The organism is Cupriavidus metallidurans CH34, from assembly GCF_000196015.1.
GTDB classification, from domain to species: domain Bacteria; phylum Pseudomonadota; class Gammaproteobacteria; order Burkholderiales; family Burkholderiaceae; genus Cupriavidus; species Cupriavidus metallidurans.
This window is the reverse complement of sequence record NC_007974.2, coordinates 1,310,550-1,329,724: the sequence shown is the minus strand read 5'-3', so window position 1 is coordinate 1,329,724 and position 19,175 is coordinate 1,310,550. Positions and strand designations below refer to the sequence as shown.

Annotated in this window: 14 protein-coding genes; 7 read left to right on the top strand and 7 right to left on the bottom strand. The window is 65.9% G+C overall.

Annotation, left to right across the window (positions count from 1 at the left end; genetic code table 11):
* Positions 1-5: 5 nt before the first annotated feature.
* The gene (locus RMET_RS24130) at positions 6-632 is read right to left on the bottom strand and encodes a lytic transglycosylase domain-containing protein (protein ID WP_017514262.1); all 627 of its coding nucleotides are present in this window, start codon (positions 630-632) and stop codon (positions 6-8) included.
* Between the two features lie 288 nt (positions 633-920).
* Between RMET_RS24130 and RMET_RS24125 the strand changes: the two genes are divergently transcribed.
* On the top strand, positions 921-1,499 hold the full coding sequence (locus tag RMET_RS24125; RefSeq protein WP_011519125.1) for a septation protein IspZ: 579 nt from the start codon (positions 921-923) through the stop codon (positions 1,497-1,499).
* 34 nt (positions 1,500-1,533) lie between these two features.
* Here the strand turns inward: RMET_RS24125 and RMET_RS24120 are convergent, their stop codons facing one another.
* From RMET_RS24120 to RMET_RS24095, 6 genes are all read right to left on the bottom strand, one after another.
* On the bottom strand, positions 1,534-2,991 hold the full coding sequence (locus tag RMET_RS24120; protein WP_011519124.1) for a GntP family permease: 1,458 nt from the start codon (positions 2,989-2,991) through the stop codon (positions 1,534-1,536).
* 3 nt (positions 2,992-2,994) lie between these two features.
* Positions 2,995-4,047, bottom strand: coding sequence for a patatin-like phospholipase family protein (locus RMET_RS24115; RefSeq protein ID WP_008649035.1), 1,053 nt, complete (start codon positions 4,045-4,047; stop codon positions 2,995-2,997).
* Between the two features lie 65 nt (positions 4,048-4,112).
* Complete coding sequence (locus tag RMET_RS24110; RefSeq protein ID WP_011519123.1) at positions 4,113-8,795, bottom strand: hypothetical protein; 4,683 nt, start codon at positions 8,793-8,795, stop codon at positions 4,113-4,115.
* A gap of 29 nt (positions 8,796-8,824) precedes the next feature.
* Positions 8,825-12,982 (bottom strand): ABC transporter substrate-binding protein, encoded by a 4,158-nt coding sequence (locus RMET_RS24105; protein ID WP_011519122.1) that lies wholly within the window; start codon positions 12,980-12,982, stop codon positions 8,825-8,827.
* A 168-nt stretch (positions 12,983-13,150) separates the two neighbouring features.
* Positions 13,151-13,792, bottom strand: a complete 642-nt coding sequence (locus RMET_RS24100; RefSeq protein WP_011519121.1) for a DUF1109 domain-containing protein — start codon at positions 13,790-13,792, stop codon at positions 13,151-13,153.
* Entirely contained in the window at positions 13,789-14,373 is a 585-nt protein-coding gene (locus tag RMET_RS24095; protein WP_049799845.1) for a sigma-70 family RNA polymerase sigma factor, read from the bottom strand. The genes RMET_RS24100 and RMET_RS24095 overlap by 4 nt, the downstream gene beginning before the upstream one ends.
* Positions 14,374-14,699: 326 nt before the next feature.
* Between RMET_RS24095 and RMET_RS24090 the strand changes: the two genes are divergently transcribed.
* From RMET_RS24090 to RMET_RS24060, 6 genes are all read left to right on the top strand, one after another.
* The gene (locus RMET_RS24090; protein WP_011519119.1) at positions 14,700-14,984 is read left to right on the top strand and encodes a BufA1 family periplasmic bufferin-type metallophore; all 285 of its coding nucleotides are present in this window, start codon (positions 14,700-14,702) and stop codon (positions 14,982-14,984) included.
* Positions 14,985-15,015: 31 nt separating this feature from the next.
* Complete coding sequence (bufB, locus tag RMET_RS24085; protein WP_011519118.1) at positions 15,016-15,852, top strand: MNIO family bufferin maturase; 837 nt, start codon at positions 15,016-15,018, stop codon at positions 15,850-15,852.
* Complete coding sequence (locus RMET_RS24080; protein ID WP_011519117.1) at positions 15,849-16,625, top strand: HvfC/BufC N-terminal domain-containing protein; 777 nt, start codon at positions 15,849-15,851, stop codon at positions 16,623-16,625. Before bufB ends, RMET_RS24080 begins: the two co-directional genes overlap by 4 nt.
* 25 nt (positions 16,626-16,650) lie before the next feature.
* Positions 16,651-17,121, top strand: coding sequence for a DoxX family protein (locus tag RMET_RS24075; protein ID WP_011519116.1), 471 nt, complete (start codon positions 16,651-16,653; stop codon positions 17,119-17,121).
* A gap of 384 nt (positions 17,122-17,505) precedes the next feature.
* Positions 17,506-18,843: a short-chain fatty acid transporter gene (locus tag RMET_RS24065; RefSeq protein WP_011519114.1), complete on the top strand. Its 1,338-nt coding sequence runs from the start codon at positions 17,506-17,508 to the stop codon at positions 18,841-18,843.
* A gap of 22 nt (positions 18,844-18,865) precedes the next feature.
* Positions 18,866-19,162, top strand: coding sequence for a YciI family protein (locus RMET_RS24060; protein ID WP_011519113.1), 297 nt, complete (start codon positions 18,866-18,868; stop codon positions 19,160-19,162).
* Positions 19,163-19,175 lie beyond the last annotated feature (13 nt).

Sequence of the window (19,175 nt, the reverse complement as noted above, 5' to 3'; positions counted from 1 at the left end):
GCGCATTACCCCGAGGCCAGCAGCCTGCGGTAGTGCGCCATGACCATCGGTACGTAGGCCTGCGTTTCCGCGTAGGCCGGGATCCGGTTTCCCGCCTGGATCACCGCATTCTCGCCAGCGTTGTAGGCCGCCAGCGCAAGTTCCAGATCATCGCGGAACAGGTCCAGCAGATAGCGCAGGTACTGTGCGCCCGCGAGTATGTTGTCGCGCGGATTCAGCATGTCGCCGGTCGAGAACCGCTTGGCGGTATCCGGCATCAGTTGCATCAGTCCGATCGCGCCCTTTCTGGATACCGCATTGGGATTGAAGCGCGATTCGATGGCAATCACGGCACGGATCAGTTCCGGCGGCAGGTGGGAGTTGCGGCTGGCTTCCGAAATGAAAGTCGCGAACAGCGCGGCGTCGGTGGGCAGATCCCTCGGCTCCCGGGGCTTGCGCTCGGCCGGTGGATTGCCGGCGACCAGCAGGTGCAGATGTGGATTTCCCGCCGTATTGGTCAGCGTGATGGACCCGTCCGCACTGACCGCGCCGAAGATCTGGGCCCGTGCCACGCGCGCAAAGGCAAGCCCCACGATCACCACGACCGTGAAAAGGATGGTCCTCGGCAACGTTGATGGCTTGCGCTCAGTCATTGGCGTCCCCTCCCAGTACATTCTGGTACGTCCCGACCCATTGCGGCAGGAGGAAGTATCCCCATGACGCAGTAGGGATTGTGGGAGTTGTAGGGATTGTGGGGTTCCTGGCGCCCCGTGCAGCGTTTGCGCACTCCGGGCCAACCCTGATTCACTCATGTTTACCTTGACGCGGGCAGGCGCGTCTCCGACACTTCGCAGAACTATGCAATGATCAGTTTGACGCGCTCTGGCGTCCGGATCACTTGCTGCGACGCACCGCCAGTTGGAGACTGGGAAAGGACCCGCATGAGCGCATTCTTCTACGCATTACGACCGGTATTGTTCGACTCGCTTGGCGTGATCGTCTTTGCCGTACTGTTTGCCATGAAAGTCGATGTCGTGGTGGCCACTGCGGCAGGTACTGCCGTGGCGGTCGGCGTGGTGCTCTGGGCGAGGTTTCGCGGTGAGCCCATTGCCGCGCTGCAATGGATCAGCCTGATCAGCGTGCTGGTATCGGCCGCTGCCACGTTACTGACGAACGACCCCCGCTTCGTGATGGGCAAGCCCAGCGTGCTGTATGTGCTGGTCGGCGTGGTCATGCTGCGCGGCGGCTGGATGCACCGCTACGTGCCACCGGTCGCGCGGGAGCGCATGGGCGATCTGCTGACCCGTTATGGCTACCTGTGGGCCGGGCTGATGCTGCTCACCGGCTTGCTGAACCTGGTGGTGGCAGTGGCGTTCACGGCATCGTGGCCGCTCTTTATCGGCGTGTTTCCGCTGGCATCGAAGCTTGCGCTGTTCGGCATCCAGTTCACGCAAATGAAGCTGGCCGCGCGCCGGATGGGCATCGTGCAGCCCCAGGTCGGCGGGGAGGGGGCCGCCTGACCCCTCGGTTCATCGGGCTTTGGTTCATCAGGCTTCAGAACGACCCAACCCAACTCCCCAGCGCGATCACCGCCGCCAGCGCCAGCATCGGGCCGACGATCCCCACCATCACGATGCCGCCGTAGCTTTCCCGATGCGTGGCGCCGCATACGGCCAGCAGCGTGACCACGGCCCCGTTGTGCGGCAGCGTGTCGAGTGTGCCAGCGCTCATCACGGCCACGCGATGCAGGATGGCGGGATCGATGCCCAGGTCGAAGGCACGTGTCAGGTAGGTGCCACCCAGCGCATCGAGCGCAATGGTCAGGCCGCCAGAGGCGGAGCCGGTCAGCGCCGACAATACGTTTGTTGCCACGGCCAGCGACACGAGCGGGCCTCCCTCGATCGACAATACCCAGTCCCGCACGACGCCGAACCCGGGCAGGCTGGCGACCACCGCGCCGAATCCCACCAGACTGGCCACGCTGAGCACCGGCAGGGCGGCGGCGTGAGCGCCAGCCCCCATGCTGTCGCGCAGCTCCGGCAGGCGCCGGAAATTCAGCGCAATCAGGCAGAGAATGGCAGCGGTCAGTGCGACGATAACGGACCACACGCCGCTGACTGCCTGCAGCGTGGTCGCGCCCCACTCGGGCAGGCCGAGGTAGTCGGCATCCACCCGTGGCAGCACCACGAAGCTCATGAGCAGGTTCACCACGATCACCACGGCCAGCGGCAGCAGCGCGATAAAGGCTGCTGGCGGCTCGTCGCTGCGACTGCCTTGCAGCGCCTCGGCCGGGTCGAATTCGCGTGCGGTACTGGCAAGCTCACGGATCAGCGGGCGCTCCGCCACCTCATCGGGCGAAGCCTCCTCCTCGGCAATGGCGTAACCCTCGCCCCTGCGGCGCGCAGCGTTCTCGCGCTGCGACAGCCACCACAGCCCGAACGTCAGCATGATCGCGCTGGCCACGATACCCAGGCCGGGCGCGGCGAACGGCGTGGTGCTGAAGAACGGCATGGGAATCGCGTTCTGGATCGCCGGCGTTCCCGGCAGCGCCGACATCGTGAACGTCGACGTACCCAGTACGATGGCGGCGGGCATCAGGCGTGGCGGGATGTCCGCCGCGCGAAACAGCGCGTGCGCCATCGGCGCCAGCACAAAGAACGCCACGAACAGGCTCACGCCGCCGTAGGTCAGCAGCGCGCCCGCAAGCACCACGGCCAGCATCGCACGCTGGGGACCGAGCACGCGCGTCATCCATTCGGCGATGGCCGTGACGGAGCCGCTGTCGTCCATCAGCTTGCCGAACAGGGCGCCGAGCAGGAACAACGGGAAGAACTGGGCGACGAACCCCGCCGCCGTGCCCATGAAGGTCTGGGTCCAGTGAGCCAGCAGCGGTTCGCCCGCCGTGGCCGCGGCCAGCAGGGCCGCCGCCGGCGCGATGATCAGGATGCTCCAGCCGCGAAACGCGAGCCAGATCATCGCCCCCAGGGCGATGACGATGCCAAGGAGACCCATGGTTCAGATCTCCTCGAGCAGTTCGTCGAGATTGAACGAAGAGCGCTGACCGAGCGCGTCGCCGTGCTCGGCCAGGAATTGCGCAGCCGCTTCACGCCCTTCGTCGCGCAGCAGGCACAGGAACGACCACTCTGCATTCATCTTCGATGCCGTGCCGTACTCGGCGATCTTGTCGCTGGCAATGCGGTGGATGCGCATATTGGCCCATTGAGCTCCTTCCGCGTCACCGGGATCGGCCACGCGCTGCAGCACCGCCATCATCCGCAACTCCTTGAGCAGCGCGGCGTTGAACGAGATTTCGTTGAGGCGGTTCACGATGTCCCGGGCGCTGCGTGGCGCGCCGGGGCGGGCCACGGGGTTGATCTGCACAAGGATCGTGTCGTGCGAGCAGCATTCCCGCACCAGCGGCGTGATCGTCGGATTGCCGGCGTAGCCGCCATCCCAGTACGGCACCCCGTCGATTTCCACGGCCTGGAATACCGTGGGCAGACACGCCGAGGCCAGCAGCACCTCGGACGTGACCTCCGCGTTCTTGAACACGCGTCCGCGGCCGGTTTCCACATTGGTGGCGGTGACGAACAGGTGGATAGGCGCGCGCGCCAGCAGCTCGAAGTCGATGCTGGCCTGCAGGATATCGGCCAGCGGATTGCTGCCGGCGCGGTTCAGGTCATAGGGCGACCAGATCCGAGCCGCCAGATCGGCGGCGACGAACAGCGGGGAATCGTCGAGGGTCCAGCGGCCCAGGATCACGTCCAGCGGACTGCGGCGGAACGGGCTGAAACGCGCCGTCTCGGAGACGCGCTGCCAGAAGTCCGACAACGCCTGCCGGGCGCCTTCGGCGCCGCCAAGCGCGTGGCCATGCACGAGCACCGCGGCGTTCATGGCGCCGGCCGAGGTGCCGGAAATGCCGTCGATCTCCAGCCACGGCTCTTCGAGCAGCCGATCGAGCACGCCCCAGGTGAAGGCGCCGTGCGCGCCGCCGCCCTGTAGCGCCAGGTCGATCAGCAGCGGCTCCCGCCCTGGCGGCGGTGCGGCGGTCTTGCCATCGTCGGCCATGTGTCTCTCCGTTGGGTGAATCACGTGAGGTACAAGCCGCTCTATTATTTGTGTTGCGCTGCAACTTAGGCAAGCGGAAAGAATGTCGTGTAGACCAGACGTTCCTCCACCACCCGGCGCCGCAACGATTTGCCGGCCCGGACTTCTGGCACGGTGCGGTCGGTGTAATACCGCTCGAACTCCCGGATGGCCAGCCGCGCGGGCTTGCCTGCGACATCGGGCAGTGTGACCGTGCCGGACCAGATCACCGGATCGAGCAGGTCGCCCAGCGATGGCCGTGTCACGTCGATTGCTCCAATGGCGCCAATAGCCCCAATAGCCCCAATAGCCCCGGTGACGGCAGCGGGCGGTGCGATGCGGCCAAGCCCTAGCACTTCCGGGACGATGCGCTGCGGCGCCTGCCCCACCAGATGCTGGCCGACGGTGCCGATATTCAGCGGGGCCTTCGGGTCCAGCAGGCTGTCCGCCAGCACGCGAACATCCTGCCAGGCCAGATCGCTGTCGATGGCCGGATCCCGCGTCTGCAGCACGACTTCCACCTTGTTGCGCCCGGTCTCGCCCTCGGTGCCGAATGGCGGGATAAACGAGATGTCGAGATATTCGCCATCGGCCGACCACTTCATCGGCCCGTGGGCCGGCACCGTACCGCGCAGGCTGACGTTGACCTGCGTCCCCGTGCGGGCGAAGGTGGCGCGTCGGCGCGGCAGGACCTGGGCGAACTCGCAGAGCACGACTTTCGACACCAGCGCCTCGTCGATCGCATTTGGCTGGTAGCGGACCAGCGCCAGCCGCACGAACGGCATATAGGTCAACCCCGGGTCCAGCTCGATATCGCAGTACCAGCAACTGCGTTCGGCGTGCCAGTGAACCCGATGCCCGACCACCATGACCTTGGGATTGCCCGCTTCCTGCAGTGGGGCCAATGCCGATGTCACCCGCGCCGGGAAGTCGGTGTCGTGGATCGACATTTTCGGCAGTACCGAATCCCAGAGCGGATCGGCGCCCCACTGGGTCACGAGCCCCTCAAGCGGCAGCGGGATGCTGGCGAAATCCCCGCTGGCCGGCAACACGACGCCGAGCAGTTCGCCTTCGCCGGACGTGAACCACGGGCGATCCAGCCATACGCGCACGCCGTTGCCGAGCCGGGTGGTGTCGAAGTCCGTGCTGGTGGGCGTGCCGCTCCAACGGAACGTCGGCACGCAGTAGCGCACGCGCGGCGCATCCGGCGGAGCGCTGGCGGGTATGACGGTATAGGCGTCGGTGCCATCGGCAGCCCGCAGCATCGGTGCGCCCGGATCGTCGTCGGCGCCACGCACCATGCGCGGCCCCTGGGCGAATTGCCCGGTACGGGTGATGGCGTTCGGGTCCGCATAAAGGGCCGCCGGCAGGTACTCGCGGAAGCGCGTCGTAGCCCGCAGGCAGTACGACACCAGACGGCATTTCGTATCGCCGAATTCGTGCTGGTCGCCGCGCGCGCGGGGTCGTTGCGGATCAGCGATCATCGCATCGACAAGTGGGCCGAGACTGTCGAGGTTGGGTCCGTTCTCCGGCAGGGCGATCTCCGCCAGCGTGCCCTCGCATTGCGCGATCCGGGGGCCTGCTGCGTCTGCGGGGTCATCGATCCATTCGGTCCATGTCGCCTGCAACTCCAGCTTGCCCGTGCTCGGCCCATGCACCCGCACACGCGCGCCAAGTTTGGCAAAGCGATCGCCCGGGCTGCGTGCTGTGCCCAGTCCGGTCAGGAATTCCGGCGTGCAAACCGGTTGCTGCGTCGCGTGAACCAGTACCAGCGGCCGGTACGGCGTGAGCATCCATGCCGCGCCCGTCAGTGCCATCTGCTGTAGCAGCGCCTTTTCGGCGGCGGTATCCACCCAGTCTGGCAGGCCGAACGTGCCGATCAGGTCGGGATGGACAAAGCTGGCATAGGTCAGCCTCGCGATCTGGCCCTTGGGCAGAAGGAACGTCAGCGTGCGGGCGTCGGCGTCCCAGCGTGGTGCGCCGTCGTCGGGATACGTGACCTGACAAGGTGGGTCGGCGAGCAGTCCGATGCGTTCCGCCAGCACGATGCGCAGCCCACGTGTATCGGGCCAGCGCTGGTCGAACGCCACCATCAGGACGAGTTCGTTACCCGGAATGGCGACGATCTCGGCGCCCGCGCCCAGTGACATCGGCCCGGTCACGCCGGGCAGCCGGCTGCCCGGCGCGGCGCGCAGCGCGATGCCCCCGGCTGCGACATCGGGCAGCCACGGCGTTGGCACCCGTGCCTCGCGATGGATCACGTACTGGCCAGCCGCGAGCCGGTCGCCAGTCGGGTTGTCCGGCGACGGCAGGGCTGGCGGCACCGCGACGGTGGTGGCAACGTTCGCCAGCGCCGTGGGGGTGATCAACGCCACGTCAGCGCCCGGACCGGCGTCGTAGAGCGTGCCCGATTCGCGCGCGGCTAGCGCGTACGCATCGCGGATTCCCGATGCGGACCCGAACATCGGATCGAACAGGCCGTGGGTCTCGCACAGCGTTTGCGACGCCTTGGGCGGTACCACATGCCGCTCGTTCGCGGGTGTGTAGGCGAAATCGGCGGAAGCCGGCAGCTTGATCGCATCGGCAAACGCGCCGGTCGTCAAAAAGGTGGCCGGATCGGCGTCGTAGTTGCTGCGAATGACCATGCGTTCCAGCGACTCCCCCTCGCTGGCACGCGCGCGTTGCACCAGCACGGGCGGGTCCACCGGCTCGAAACGCCAGTACGTGACTGGCTGCGTGACCTCCAGTTCGTTTTCTCCGTCACCGAGCGAGGGGTCGTCGACATCGAGGCTGTTACCGGCGAGATCGACCAGCCGCGCGCGCAAGCGATAGGCAAAGCCGAAGCGCAGCCGGGGCAGACTGCCTTTCGCGGCCACGAAGCTGGCCAGGATGCCGTTCCCATCGGTAGCGGCCGCGGCATCGGTCACATCGGTCGGCACTTCGGCCTGCACGCCCGAATCGCCATCCTGCGCGCGCAGCGTGCGGCCCGGACGCGGCACCACCAGGCTCCATCCAGCCCAGCGGAACAACGATTCGTGCAGATAGTGATCGTCAGGGTCGGCGCCGCTGGCAGGGTTGGCGGTACTTGTCGTCGATGCGCCCTTGACGTAGCCCTCGTCATCGGCAGGCAGCGAGAGCTTCGCGCCCGTCGCGGCAATCTGGTATGCGCCTTGCCGCCGACACAGCGATTGCCAGCGACCCGGCTTGCCTCCGATGATCGGCTGCACGTCGACCCTATACCCGCGCAGCACATCTTCCGTGAACAGGGCAATCCCGGCCGAAGCCGCCGCGCCGCTGCGGACGGCGCCATCCTTGGCGGCGCTGCTGGCGGCCCCGAAGGCCAGCGCGGCGGCACGCCCATGGCGGGAGACACCGATCCCCCCGGCACGCAACGCGGCAACGGGCTGGTCGTCCCCGGTGGTGTAGGTCACCGCGCCATCGGTGCCGGTCTTGTGGCTCTTGTCGATCAGCCGCTGCGCCGACAGCACGAAATCCACGGTCTTCAGCGCGGTGCCGTCGGGGTCTACCTGATAGACGTCGAACGGAATGCGCTTCGACTGATCCCAGCGATCATTGGCGCCGCCCAGCCGCAGCATTCCCATGTGGTGATCGTTGGTGCGCGGGCGGGCCGTGAAACGTTGCGAGTCGGCCTGCCACGCGGTGGCCGGGCAGCCATCCACGCCGGGATCGTGATCATTGGCCCAGCGCAGATCGAGTTGCATCGTCCCTTGCGCGTTGCCTTGCTGGCCGACCTGCTGATCGATCGGGTTTTCGGCGGGCAGGACGAAGTCGAGCAGCACACCAAGTCTGCGCAGCAGGGCTGGGTAGTCGCTGTAGGACGCCAGACGCTTGTGGAAGTCGAGCGTCTGGGTCTCGGGCGGCGGGGGAATGCCCTTGCCGCTCGGCCGGCGCATGGCAAGCGCATCCGCCGAGAGGGGTTCCCGGCGATAAAAGCGGTCGGCCTGGTACAGCGTGTATTCGGCGGCGGTGGCCCAGTTGGCCATCAACGCCGTATCGGGCGTGCCGTTGGGCGGCTGCCAGTCCGGCGGCAGCACGCGCACCGGGAAACTTGCCCCGTTGACCGGGTTGCCACCCCTGTCGACACCGATGCCGGCCGCGGTGCCCGAGTATTTCGAGTTAGGGCCGAATACGCTATTGCGCAGCACCTGCTCGATGCCACCATCGCCATCGTTGAAGAAACGGGCGAAGCCACCCTGGCGCTCCGCGCCCACCTCGCGCGGTGCCCCCATGTCGATCAGCATGGCGCGTAGTGCCGGATTGGCCGATGACCAGGGCAACAACGTCGGGTGCCGGCTGGTGGCGCCCACGGCCAGTTGCGCGTAGTACTTGCGCGCCAGACCGAGCACGTTGCGCACGGCGTAGGAGCGCAGGTTGACCCGGCTCATGTCCTTGAAGACGAAGCCATCAACCGGCGTCTCCGGCGCGAAGAGCTGGCTCCACAGATCGACGTCGGGCTGTGCCTGACCGGCAAGCGGCCCAAGTGGCTCGAGTGGCAGCAACGTGGTGCCGATGCGTAGCCCGAACTTTGCCTCGGCCACGGTCCTTGGCCAGAGCAGCCATTCAGGAAAGGCCCGGAGTTGTCGCTCGTTCGCGCGTTCGGGTGTCAGTCGCGGCGAAGCGACGACCGACACCTTGAGGCGCCCCTTCAAGGCCCCCTCGGTCACACGCCCGGCGGGCAGGACCGTCCAGAGAATCGTTTGCGTGGCCATGCGCAGCCCCCTGTTTGACCAACGTCGGGTCAGGCAAATGCCTCGGCGTACTGCCGCCAGGCGTACTCGGTGTCGTCGTGGATCAGCGCCAGTTCGTCCGTCAGCGGCAGGGCCGGCTGCAGCCCCATGAGTTCGCGGAAGGTCGGGTCGCCGTTCGCGCCGGCGAACTTTCGCTCGCAGCTGATCGTGACGCTGGTGGAGAACAGGAACACCTCGACTTCGATCGTCAACTGCGCGCGCCCCACGCACTTGCCGCTTTGCGATTCGTACGCCAGCGCAAGGTACAGTTCGATCGACGCCGTGATCAGCCCCAGCACGCTGACGCTGCCGCCAAGGCGGAAATAGCCGGTCAGGGCGCAGTTGTCCTGCTCCATGCGGAAGTAGATGCCGGCCATGACATGGACACCACCGGATGCCACGCCGAGGTTGACCGAGATGCTGGCGCCAAACTCGAACGAGGCTTCCAGCAGCTGGATGCCGCCCGGATCAAGCGTGATGCCGAAGAACCCGCCGCCGCCAAACATGCAGACCGACAGATTGAACGGCTGCTCGCGCGTGCAGAAATTGAACCGCACCGCCAGCGGCTGGCCAATGAACGGCACCGTGAACCCGGCGCCCAGCGCGAGGTTGCTGAGATTGAACATGCCCACCGAGATCGACGGCAGGGCCACATTGAAGCCCGCATCTATCCCCTGGGTGGAAATATCCAGGTAGGGCGGGTCGGAGAAGCCGTCGAGCGGTATCAGGTCGCGCAGCGTCTCCACGAATGAGAGCGGGCCGATAAATTTGATGTCGTTGAGCAGCACGTCGACGTTCATCTTGTCGGCGGTGCCAACGCGGAATTCGATCTTCTCGAAATTCAGTTCCAGGAAGCCGGCAGCGCCTATCAGGATCAGGTCGAAATGCTTGAGCGAACTGACGACCGTGAGCTTCGGCTGCCCGCCGCCTGATTTCTTGACCTTGGCCTCCACGGCCACCGAGAAGCCGGCGGGGTCGTTGGGGTGAAAGATCGGGCCGGAGGCTGGCCAACTGGCGATGCGCGGGTTCCAGTTGAAGCGGATGGTCAGTTCATCGCCGAACAGCACCTGCAAAAGCGTGCGGAGCACATCATCGCTCACTGCGAGCGCCAGCATCATCGCGTCGAGTACGTTCAACAGCGTCTGCCGCGCCGCGCCTTCGAGCAGCCGGAAGTTGGCGAGGGTATCCCGCAGCGGCGCCAGCGCGTTCTGCACGGCCTTGAGGTGGGCAAAAAGCGCATCCGCATCGCTCAGCAGGGCCTGGAACGCCTTCGGGTCGCCGAGGATCGCATCGAGCGCGGCGAACAGCGCCTTGCCTTCGGCCACCAGCGCGGCCACCGTGCCGAGGTCGCCGGCAAGCGCCGTGGCAACGTTGGCGGCCTGAATCAGCGACTGACGCAGGCCAGCGGGTAGCGAGACACCGGCGACCGTCGCACCTGCGGTGGCGCGCAATTGATCCGAGGCGCTCTGCACAGCCGTGATCGCCGTGGCGAGATTGGGCAGAGCAGGCGCTGCGTCGATCGACGTGTTGACCAGCGGCGCGATAGCGTTGCTGAGTGCGGTCAGCGCGGCTTGCAGGGCGTCCAGTCGCGCCTGCGCATCGGCAACGAGGCCCGGCGCGTAGGTGGCGGCCTGCTGTTTCAGGTCTGCCACCGTCGAGCCAATGGCGCTCACCCCGCCCGTGGCGGCGCTGCCTGTCTGCCCGGCCAGCCCAGTCAAGGCGGCATAAAGCTGCGCCAGACCGTTCAGGAATAGTTCGGCCTGGCTGCCGCACTCCGAGACAAAGCGCGGCACCTGCTCGGGCGTGTCCACCAACGACGTCACTGTCTCAATGACCGCGCCGAGTGGAATGCATCCGAACAGCAACGGAAGGTTGGGCAGTCCGGCGCCGGGGAAGGCATCCGACCCGGTCATGCGCCCGCCCACGAAATCGTTGACAGAGCCGGTGACCGGCCCGGTCAGGCGAGACACCGCGCTCGGACTGAGGTTCGGCTGGACGAAGCCGCCGGCGCGATCCCCCTGTGCGGAGAAATCGAGCCGGGCCTGGTTCTTCGGATCGCCTGGCACGATGTTGACGAACACCTGTCCCTTGTTGTCCGCGCCGAACTCGCTGGCCAGGTAGGTGTTGTTCCATTCCACCACGTTGGCGTCGCCGCTGCCGGTAAGCTGCGCCAATGCAGGAATGCGCACCGTGGCCCGAACCACCTTCGGATAGAAGGCGGGACGCTGCTGGGTCTGGCCGTACGCCTTCAGCGTTGGATTGCCGGTGCCGGCTTCCGCGCCGAAGCGTAGCTCGCGCACCTCCAGCATCGTGTCACCGGGCTGGGCGCTGCGCGCCAGCGTCATCGATTGCGGCGCCATCGTCGCGCCACGTCCCGTGCCGGGGACCTCGCCGGGTGGCAGCCCTTGATCCCAAAGCGTCTGCGCTTTGGCGAACGTGTCGTTCGCAGTGCTCGGGTCCATGGCGATGGATTCATACATGAACACCATCGGCAGGTCGAAGCGGATGGCGCGCCCGTCGAGATCCGTGCCTTCGCAGCGGAACGGAAACGGCACGCCGCCGACCAGGGGCCAGATCGGGGCCGTCGTCGGCGTTACCGGGCTCAGGTCCGGCGTCACCAGGCTCAGGATGCGCACGCTGGTCAGGGGCATCTGCAGGTGCAGTTGCGTACGGCCATCGGTACCGCTGCGCAGATCGGTCTCCGTGAAGGCCCGCTCGCGTTCGCGCACGATGATGAACGTACGCTTGCGTAGCACCGCCGCATTGCCGGGCACACCGCCATGCTGGAATTTTCGCTCGGTGACTTCGACCAGCACCGCGCGGTGCCCGAAGGGCCATAGAAACCCGCGCTTGACCGTGCGCACGTAGTGGTCGCGCCCCATGCTGCCGCGATGGGTCCAGGCGACGAGGTCGATCGACTGGGGGCCGTCCCATACGCCACGCACGTTGATCCACGCGCCCAGCGCGGAGAGCATCAACTGATCGGCAGGAATCGCGGCGGGGGTGTAGCCAGAGCGCGAGAAGTTGGACGACAGATGGACAATGCTGTAGCGGTCCATGTCGTTGAGTGCTGCCTTGAACGGCATGTCCACGGGAGCGGGCAGTTCCCCGACGGCGGCCGGAAACTTGGCCTGCATCGGCTTCGACGTCCCTTCACCCGCCAGCGCCCAGACCGCGCGCACGATGCGGTTGGGGTCGGGGTGCGGGGGCACGATGGTGCCCTGATCGGTGGGTGCCACGAGCTGGGTGTGCCATAGCTCCGTATGCCCGTCCGGCGTGGTGACTGGCGCCACCGCGTGATGCCAGCGCTCATCGGCATCGGGGCTCAGGATCAGGCGCCAGGGTACCTCCAGCGCGGTCTGCTGGGCGGTAGGCTCGGCGGGACGGGGTTTCAGGCCCGACAGGATCGGACCGAGCCCGACGTCCGTGGTAACGCCCCGGCGAACGTCGATGGCCGGCAGGGCCGCACGGCGCCGTGCCGTAGCCGGGGCCACCTGCCGCCGCTCAAGCGTCGACGTATCGCGCTGGACCGATGCGAGCTTCAGGTTGCGTAGCGTGATGCTCGGCAGGGCGGCGCGCTGGGCCAGCGTCAGGCTGCCGGTTGCCTGCGCGATCAGTCCGCCGAGCCATTCGGGAAAAGACAGGGGCGGTTGCGCGGCCGTGGGCGGCAGGGCATTGGCGCCCACGGCCAGTGGCAGATCGCGCACGGCCGTAAGCACGCCTTCAAGCGTGTATGGGATATCGAAGCCATCAGGCACGGCAAACGCGATCCGCGATTCCCCCGCGATACGCGCGCGCGCGGGCAGCGTGACGGGGGGATCTACGGCTGGCGGGGAGGATTCGGCGAACGCCTGCTCGAAGATCGACTGAGGTGGAAAATGCAGGACCAGCGTGGCCACACCGCTGCCAGTCTTGCGCAGCCGAGGCGGGCTGCCTCGCTGCACGGTCAGATTGTTCAGTTCCACCCGCAGCACGAGCAGGTCGTCCTGCCGGACCACTGGCTGACCGGGGCGGCCCGCGTCGAAGAAATTCTGATTGGGATCGGGCGCGACAGGGAGCGGGATCGGGATCGGAATCGGCCGGATTACCACGGGGCCATCGACACGCGTCTGGACTGAAGTTGTCTTGCCGGCGGCCGGCGTCGGCTTGCGCGGGACTCTGCTGACCATCGCAGCCCCCTTTCAGAGAATGTTCTGATTGTTTGCAAGAAACGGGGTCACGGGCAGCGTCCCGGGACACAGCCAATATATTCAGTCCGCGCGTTTGCGGAATTCGATATCTTGCAGATCAGATCTGAGACGGGCCACGCGCGGGGGGCAGGGTGTGGCCGTGGCGTCTCACCAGCGCAGCAGGCGCGGGCCGAGCAGCCAGCCCAGCGCCGCCGGAATCAGCATCCCGGCCAGATACCAGATTGCCCAGAACGGGACCTCCATTTCGGGGCAATGCAGGCAATAGACGATAGTCGCCACCGAACCGGCGAGCAGTCCGGCCAGGGCGCTGGCGGCGCGGAGGTTCGTTGGGGCCATCTGCCGAACCGCCCAGACCAGCGCCACGCACAGCGGCAAGGACAGGAACACGATATTGAACGGGCAGGTCCTCCACGTCATGCCGAGCATCAGTGACAGCCGCTCGGTTGCCGGCACATTGGCCAGCACCGCCAGGGCGCCGATCCACACCGCCAGCACCGGCACGCCGGGCACCGCCCAACGGGTACCCACCTGCGCGCCGGGCACCACCAGCCGTTTCAGCACAACGAATGCGCCGATTGCCAGCGACAGCGGAAACGCCACCTTGAGCCAGAAGATCGGCGTGACCAGCATCACGCGGATGTCTGGGCGCACCCCATACGTCATGGTCAGCAGCAGGAGCGCGCCGGCGGCACCGGCGCAGAGCGCCCGGACGAATGCCCGGTGCATGATGTGCGGGTCCACCGGGCGGATGCCGGTGGCCAGCAGGGAGATGAGATCGTCTGTCTTCATGATGTGAACAGGCGGGCTTTGGCGGCCAATGCCTTGAGCCCGCGATGAATACCTACCTTGACCGCCGATTCGGACAGCCCCGTCAGCCGGGCGGTCTCCGCCACCGACAGGCCCTCCAGTTTCACGTGCAGGATCGGTAGCCGCTGCTTGTCCGGCAGTTGCTCGAGCAGGCCGCTCAGGTCGAGTCGTGCATCGTGCGCCGGCGCGTCGTCGCTATGGCAGAGGATGTCCGCGACATCGTCCAGCGACTCCGTCGCCCCGTGACGGGAACGGCTACGCAGGAAATCCAGCAGCTTGTAGCGGGCAATCGCGTAGACCCACGCCGTCAGCGGTTCCTCGGCGCGGTAGGTGTGCCGGGCGTTGTGCACCGCCAGAAGCGTTTCCTGGACGATGTCCTCGACTTCATCCTGCAACTGATAGAGCCGCCGCCGGACAAAGGCGCGCAGCCGGCCGGTCAGTTCGGTCAGGAATGCATGATAGGCGGCCTGATCGCCACCCAGGCCGGCCAGGAGCAGCGCACGCAGGCGCTGCTCCACCGCATCCATCGCCTCCATGCCGGCGCGCTCGGGAGCGGGCTTCATGCAGGCGACGACTGCGCGGAGATTTGATCGATCAACATCGTCACGAGGTTCAGGGGTGATCGCTTCGAAATGATATGTGAGTGCACCCATGGCGACAATCCGCGTGCATGTGCTTCTCCGTTATTCGTCGGCGGGCGCCATCCGGTTACAGCGGACCACAAAAAAATATTCTCCCGGGCGGCTGTAACCGGTGACGGATCCCCCGCGAATTGACAGTCAGATCATCCGACCACCGAGCCCAACAACCTTGCGTCGCAAGGCAGGCCGGGCGGGACCACGGATATCTGACTTCCCTTCACATTGATCCGCTCTCAAGGAGTATCGCCATGAACACCATCAAGCTCGCCGCCGCCGTGACCCTGGCCGCCCTGACTTCGGGCGTCGCCCTGGCGCAGAACAGCACCATGCAGCCGTCCAAGGACAAGCCCGCCATGGAGAAGTGCTACGGCGTGGCCATGGCCGGCCAGAACGATTGCAAGGCGGGGGCGGGCACGACGTGCGCCGGTACCCAGAAGACCGATTACGAGCGCGACCACTTCAAGTCCGTGCCCGTTGGTACCTGCGCGACGATCAAGACGCCGCACGGCATGGGCACGCTGAAGCCGATGTAAGCCGGATAGCAGCCCGTTGGAGACGTCTACCATGACAGCGACACCACGCGCGGGGCTTGGACTCAAGCCGCAACACTTCGAGCAGGCGCTGCAATGCGCCGAGCCGGGCCTGTGGTTCGAGGTCCACCCGGAGAACTACCTGATGGCCGGCGGTCCGCGCCTGGCGTGGCTGACGGCCATCAGGGAGCGCCATCCGGTGGCACTGCACGGCGTGTCGCTGTCATTGGCGGGCGATGCCCCGCCGGACGAGGCGCATCTCGATCGGCTTCACGCACTGTTGCGGCGGATCGAGCCGGTGCTGGTTTCCGAGCATCTGGCGTGGTCGACGCTGGACGGGCGCTACGTGCCGGATCTATTGCCGGTGGCGCGGACCACGGCAAGACTGGCGAAAGTGGCGGCCAATATCTCCCGCGTTCAGGACCGCCTTGGATGTGCCATCGCGCTGGAGAACCCGTCGCACTACCTGCGCATGGACGAGCACGACTGGAGCGAGACCGATTTTCTGGCCGAACTGGTGCGGCGCACCGGTTGCGGGCTGCTGCTGGACATTAACAACGTTTACGTCAGCGCCCGAAACATGGGTTACGACGCGTGGGACTACCTGACCCGCGTGCCGGCCGAAGCCGTGCGGGAGATTCATCTGGCCGGACACAGCTTCGACGACGAGTTCGGCGCGTCACTGCTGATCGACTCGCACGATGCGCCGGTGGCGGAGGCCGTCTGGTCGCTATATCGCCGCTTCGTGGCGCGGGTAGGTGAGCGTCCGACGCTGATCGAACGGGACGACAACATTCCCGAATTCGCCGACTTGCTTGACGAGCGGGATCGCGCACAGTCCATCCTGGACGCGGAGGTCGCCACATCATGAACGCCAACGGACATCACTTTCAGGACGATTTCCTGCGCGCCATTCTGGCGCCGCCGGGCATCGCGCCGCCGTGGACCCCAATCACGCCGCTGACGCAGCAGCCCGGCTTCAAGGTCTATCGCAACACCGTGCTCAAGGGCTGTGTGGATGCGCTGGCCGCGAATTTCCCGACGGTCCTGCGGCTGGTAGGAGAGGACTGGTTTCGCGCGGCGGCGCTGATCCACGTCTGCGCGGAGCCCCCGCGCAGCGTCTGCCTGATTGAGTATGGGCAGGAATTCGCGGATTTCCTGTCGGGATTCGAGCCTGCCGCGGCACTGCCATACCTGCCGGACGTGGCACGTCTGGATCGCCTCTGGACCGAGTCCCACCTGGCCGCCGATGACGAGGCGCTGGACGCGGCGGCACTGGCCACGCTGAACGGGGGCGATCTCCTTGGCGCGGCGCTACGGCCATGCGCCAGCGTGCGCTGGCGCTGGTTCGAAACGCCTGCCTTCACGATCTGGCGGGCAAATCGGGAGCAGCGTGACCTTGATGGCGAACTCGAATGGATCGGGGAGGGCGCCTTGCTGACGCGGCCAGAAGGTGCCGTGGTCTGGCAACACGCCACGCAGGGCATGTGCGCCTTTCTGGATGCCTGCGCCGCAGGCGCCAACCTTCAGATCGCCAGCCAGTCCGCCATGGTTGCCGAGCCCGGCATCGACATCGCCCGCCTGCTGGCCACGCTGCTTGGCGCGCGGGTTTTCGCAGACATTCACGGCGCAGACATTCACTGAGCCTATCCAGCTTGCCGAGGTAGCCATGTCAAACGTATCTCATACCGATTCCCCAGTGCGGGCCGATACCACGCTCTGGTCGAACCTTACAACGCGGGCCTCGCGGCTGATCAGCGACTCGTTTCTGGCATTGCTGGCACGGCTGGCAATTGCCTCGGTGTTCTTCCTGTCGGGCCGCACCAAGGTCACCGGGCTGCTGACGATCAAGGACAGCACCTATTCGCTGTTCGAGCAGGAGTACAACTTGCCGCTGATCCCGCCCGAACTCGCGGCCCATCTGGCCGCGTACGCCGAGCACCTGTTTCCGGTGCTGCTGGTGCTCGGCCTGTTCACGCGATTTTCGGCGTTCGCGCTGCTGGGGATGACGCTGGTCATCGAGATCTTTGTCTATCCCGATGCCTGGCCCACGCACCTGACCTGGGCCGCGTTGCAACTCTTCCTGATTGGCCGGGGTGCCGGCGCCTTTTCGCTCGACCGCCGATTCGGCATCAAGTAGCCCTCAAGTGGACCTCAACCTGGCCCGAGAAACCTCTCGCGTCTTCTCCTTCCGCCCCGGCACGCTCGTTGGCCGGGGCATTCTCCTTTCTGCATGGCGGTTCTGTGCGGATATCGGCCAGATCTAGGCCGTCCGTCCGCACGTCAATGCTGCACTGCGCAATCCGATTGCTGGCGTATTTACAAGGCCAGAAGCCCTGGGTCACGCAGAGCATGTCGCGCTGCAATGCAGCATCGGATAGTTGTGACTTTCGCACTAATTAAGCAATTCATTAACTTGACTTTGCGCATTCGGACTCTTACGCTCCCGATCTTCATACAAGACGTTCGCATGTAGAACGCTAGTTCGATATGCGTTCATTTCGGATTTCGTAGGAGACAGATCTTGAGTAAGGTCGCCGGGTTCTTTACTGAACTGATGCGCCGGTATTTGCCGGACCCCTTTGTATTCGCCATCGGCCTGACGTTGCTGACGATGGTCATGGCAATGCTGGTAGAAGGACAGGCCGCCCAGGCGGTCATCACGAACTGGGGCAAGGGGTTCTGGAACCTGCTCTCGTTCACCACCCAGATGGCGGTGATTCTGGCGATGGGCTACGTGCTGGCCACCGCGCCGCTGGTCGACCGCTTCCTCAATGCCATCGTCGCCCGCGTGCAGACGCCGCGCGGCGCCATCATCGTGGCCACACTGGTCGGCGGTATCGGCAGCTACCTGAACTGGGGCTTCGGCCTGGTGATCGGCGGCATCATCGCCCGCAAGCTGGCGCTGAAGGTCAAGGGCGTGCATTACCCCCTGATCATCGCCTCGGCCTACAGCGGCTTCACGATGTATGGCCTGGGCCTGTCTGCCAGCATCCCGGTACTGATCTCCACCCCGGGCCACCCGATGGAAAAGCTGATGGGCGTGATCGGTCTCAAGGAGACGATCTTCTCCACACCGATGCTGCTGACGAGCCTTGCCGTCATCGTCACGCTGCCGCTGCTCAACGCGATGCTGCACCCGCGTGACGCCAAGGAAGTGGTGGAAATCCGCGAGGAGAACAGCTCCGAGGACCGCGCCGCCGGGCACGGCCACAGCATGGGCATCGAGAACACGCTTGCCACGCGCATGAACAACAGCCGCCTGCTGAGCCTGATCATCGGCCTGTGCGGGCTGGCCTACGCGGGTCTGCATTTCTCGCAGGGTGGTTCGCTGGACCTGAACCTGATCAACTTCCTGATCCTGTTTATCGGCGTGCTGTTGCTGGGCACCCCGGCCAACTACGTGGCCAAGCTGAACGAAGGCATCAAGACGATCTCCGGCATCATCCTGCAGTATCCGTTCTACGCAGGCATCATGGCGGTCATGGCCGGCTCCGGGCTGGTGGACAGCATCTCGCGCGTGTTCGTCGATATCGCCACGCCGCAGACGCTGCCGTTCTGGGGTCTGGTCAGCTCGTTCGTGATCAACTTCTTCGCGCCGTCCGGCGGTGGCCACTGGGTGATCCAGGGTCCGTTCATGATCGACGCGGCCAAGGCCATCAACAGCTCGGTGGCGCAGACGTCGATGTCGGTCATGCTCGGCAACGCCTGGAATGACCTGGTGCAGCCGTTCTGGATTCTGCCGGCGCTGGCGCTGTCGAAGCTGAAGCTCAAGGACGTGATGGGCTACACCGTGATCATGATGTTCTGGGTCGGCGCGATCTATATCGTCGCCATGCTGGCCTGGGGCGCGCAGATCTGACAACCGATACAGGAGACATTCGATGCCGTACCTCATTGAGACCTTCGACAAGCCCGAACACCAGCACGTTCGCCAGGCCAACCGGCCCGCGCACCTGGAGTTCCTGGCGGAGAACAGCAAGCTGCTGCTGGCCTGCGGGGCCAAGCTCAATGATGACGGCAGCGATGGCGGCGGTGGCATCTACATCGTCGACGTGGACACACGCGAGGCCGCGCGGGCACTGATCGAGGCCGATCCGTTCTTCACGGCCGGCCTGTTCGCCGACATCCGGATCGTGCGCTGGCGCAAGGCGTATCTGGATGGCGTCTGCCGTCTCTGAACGCCAGTCCGGA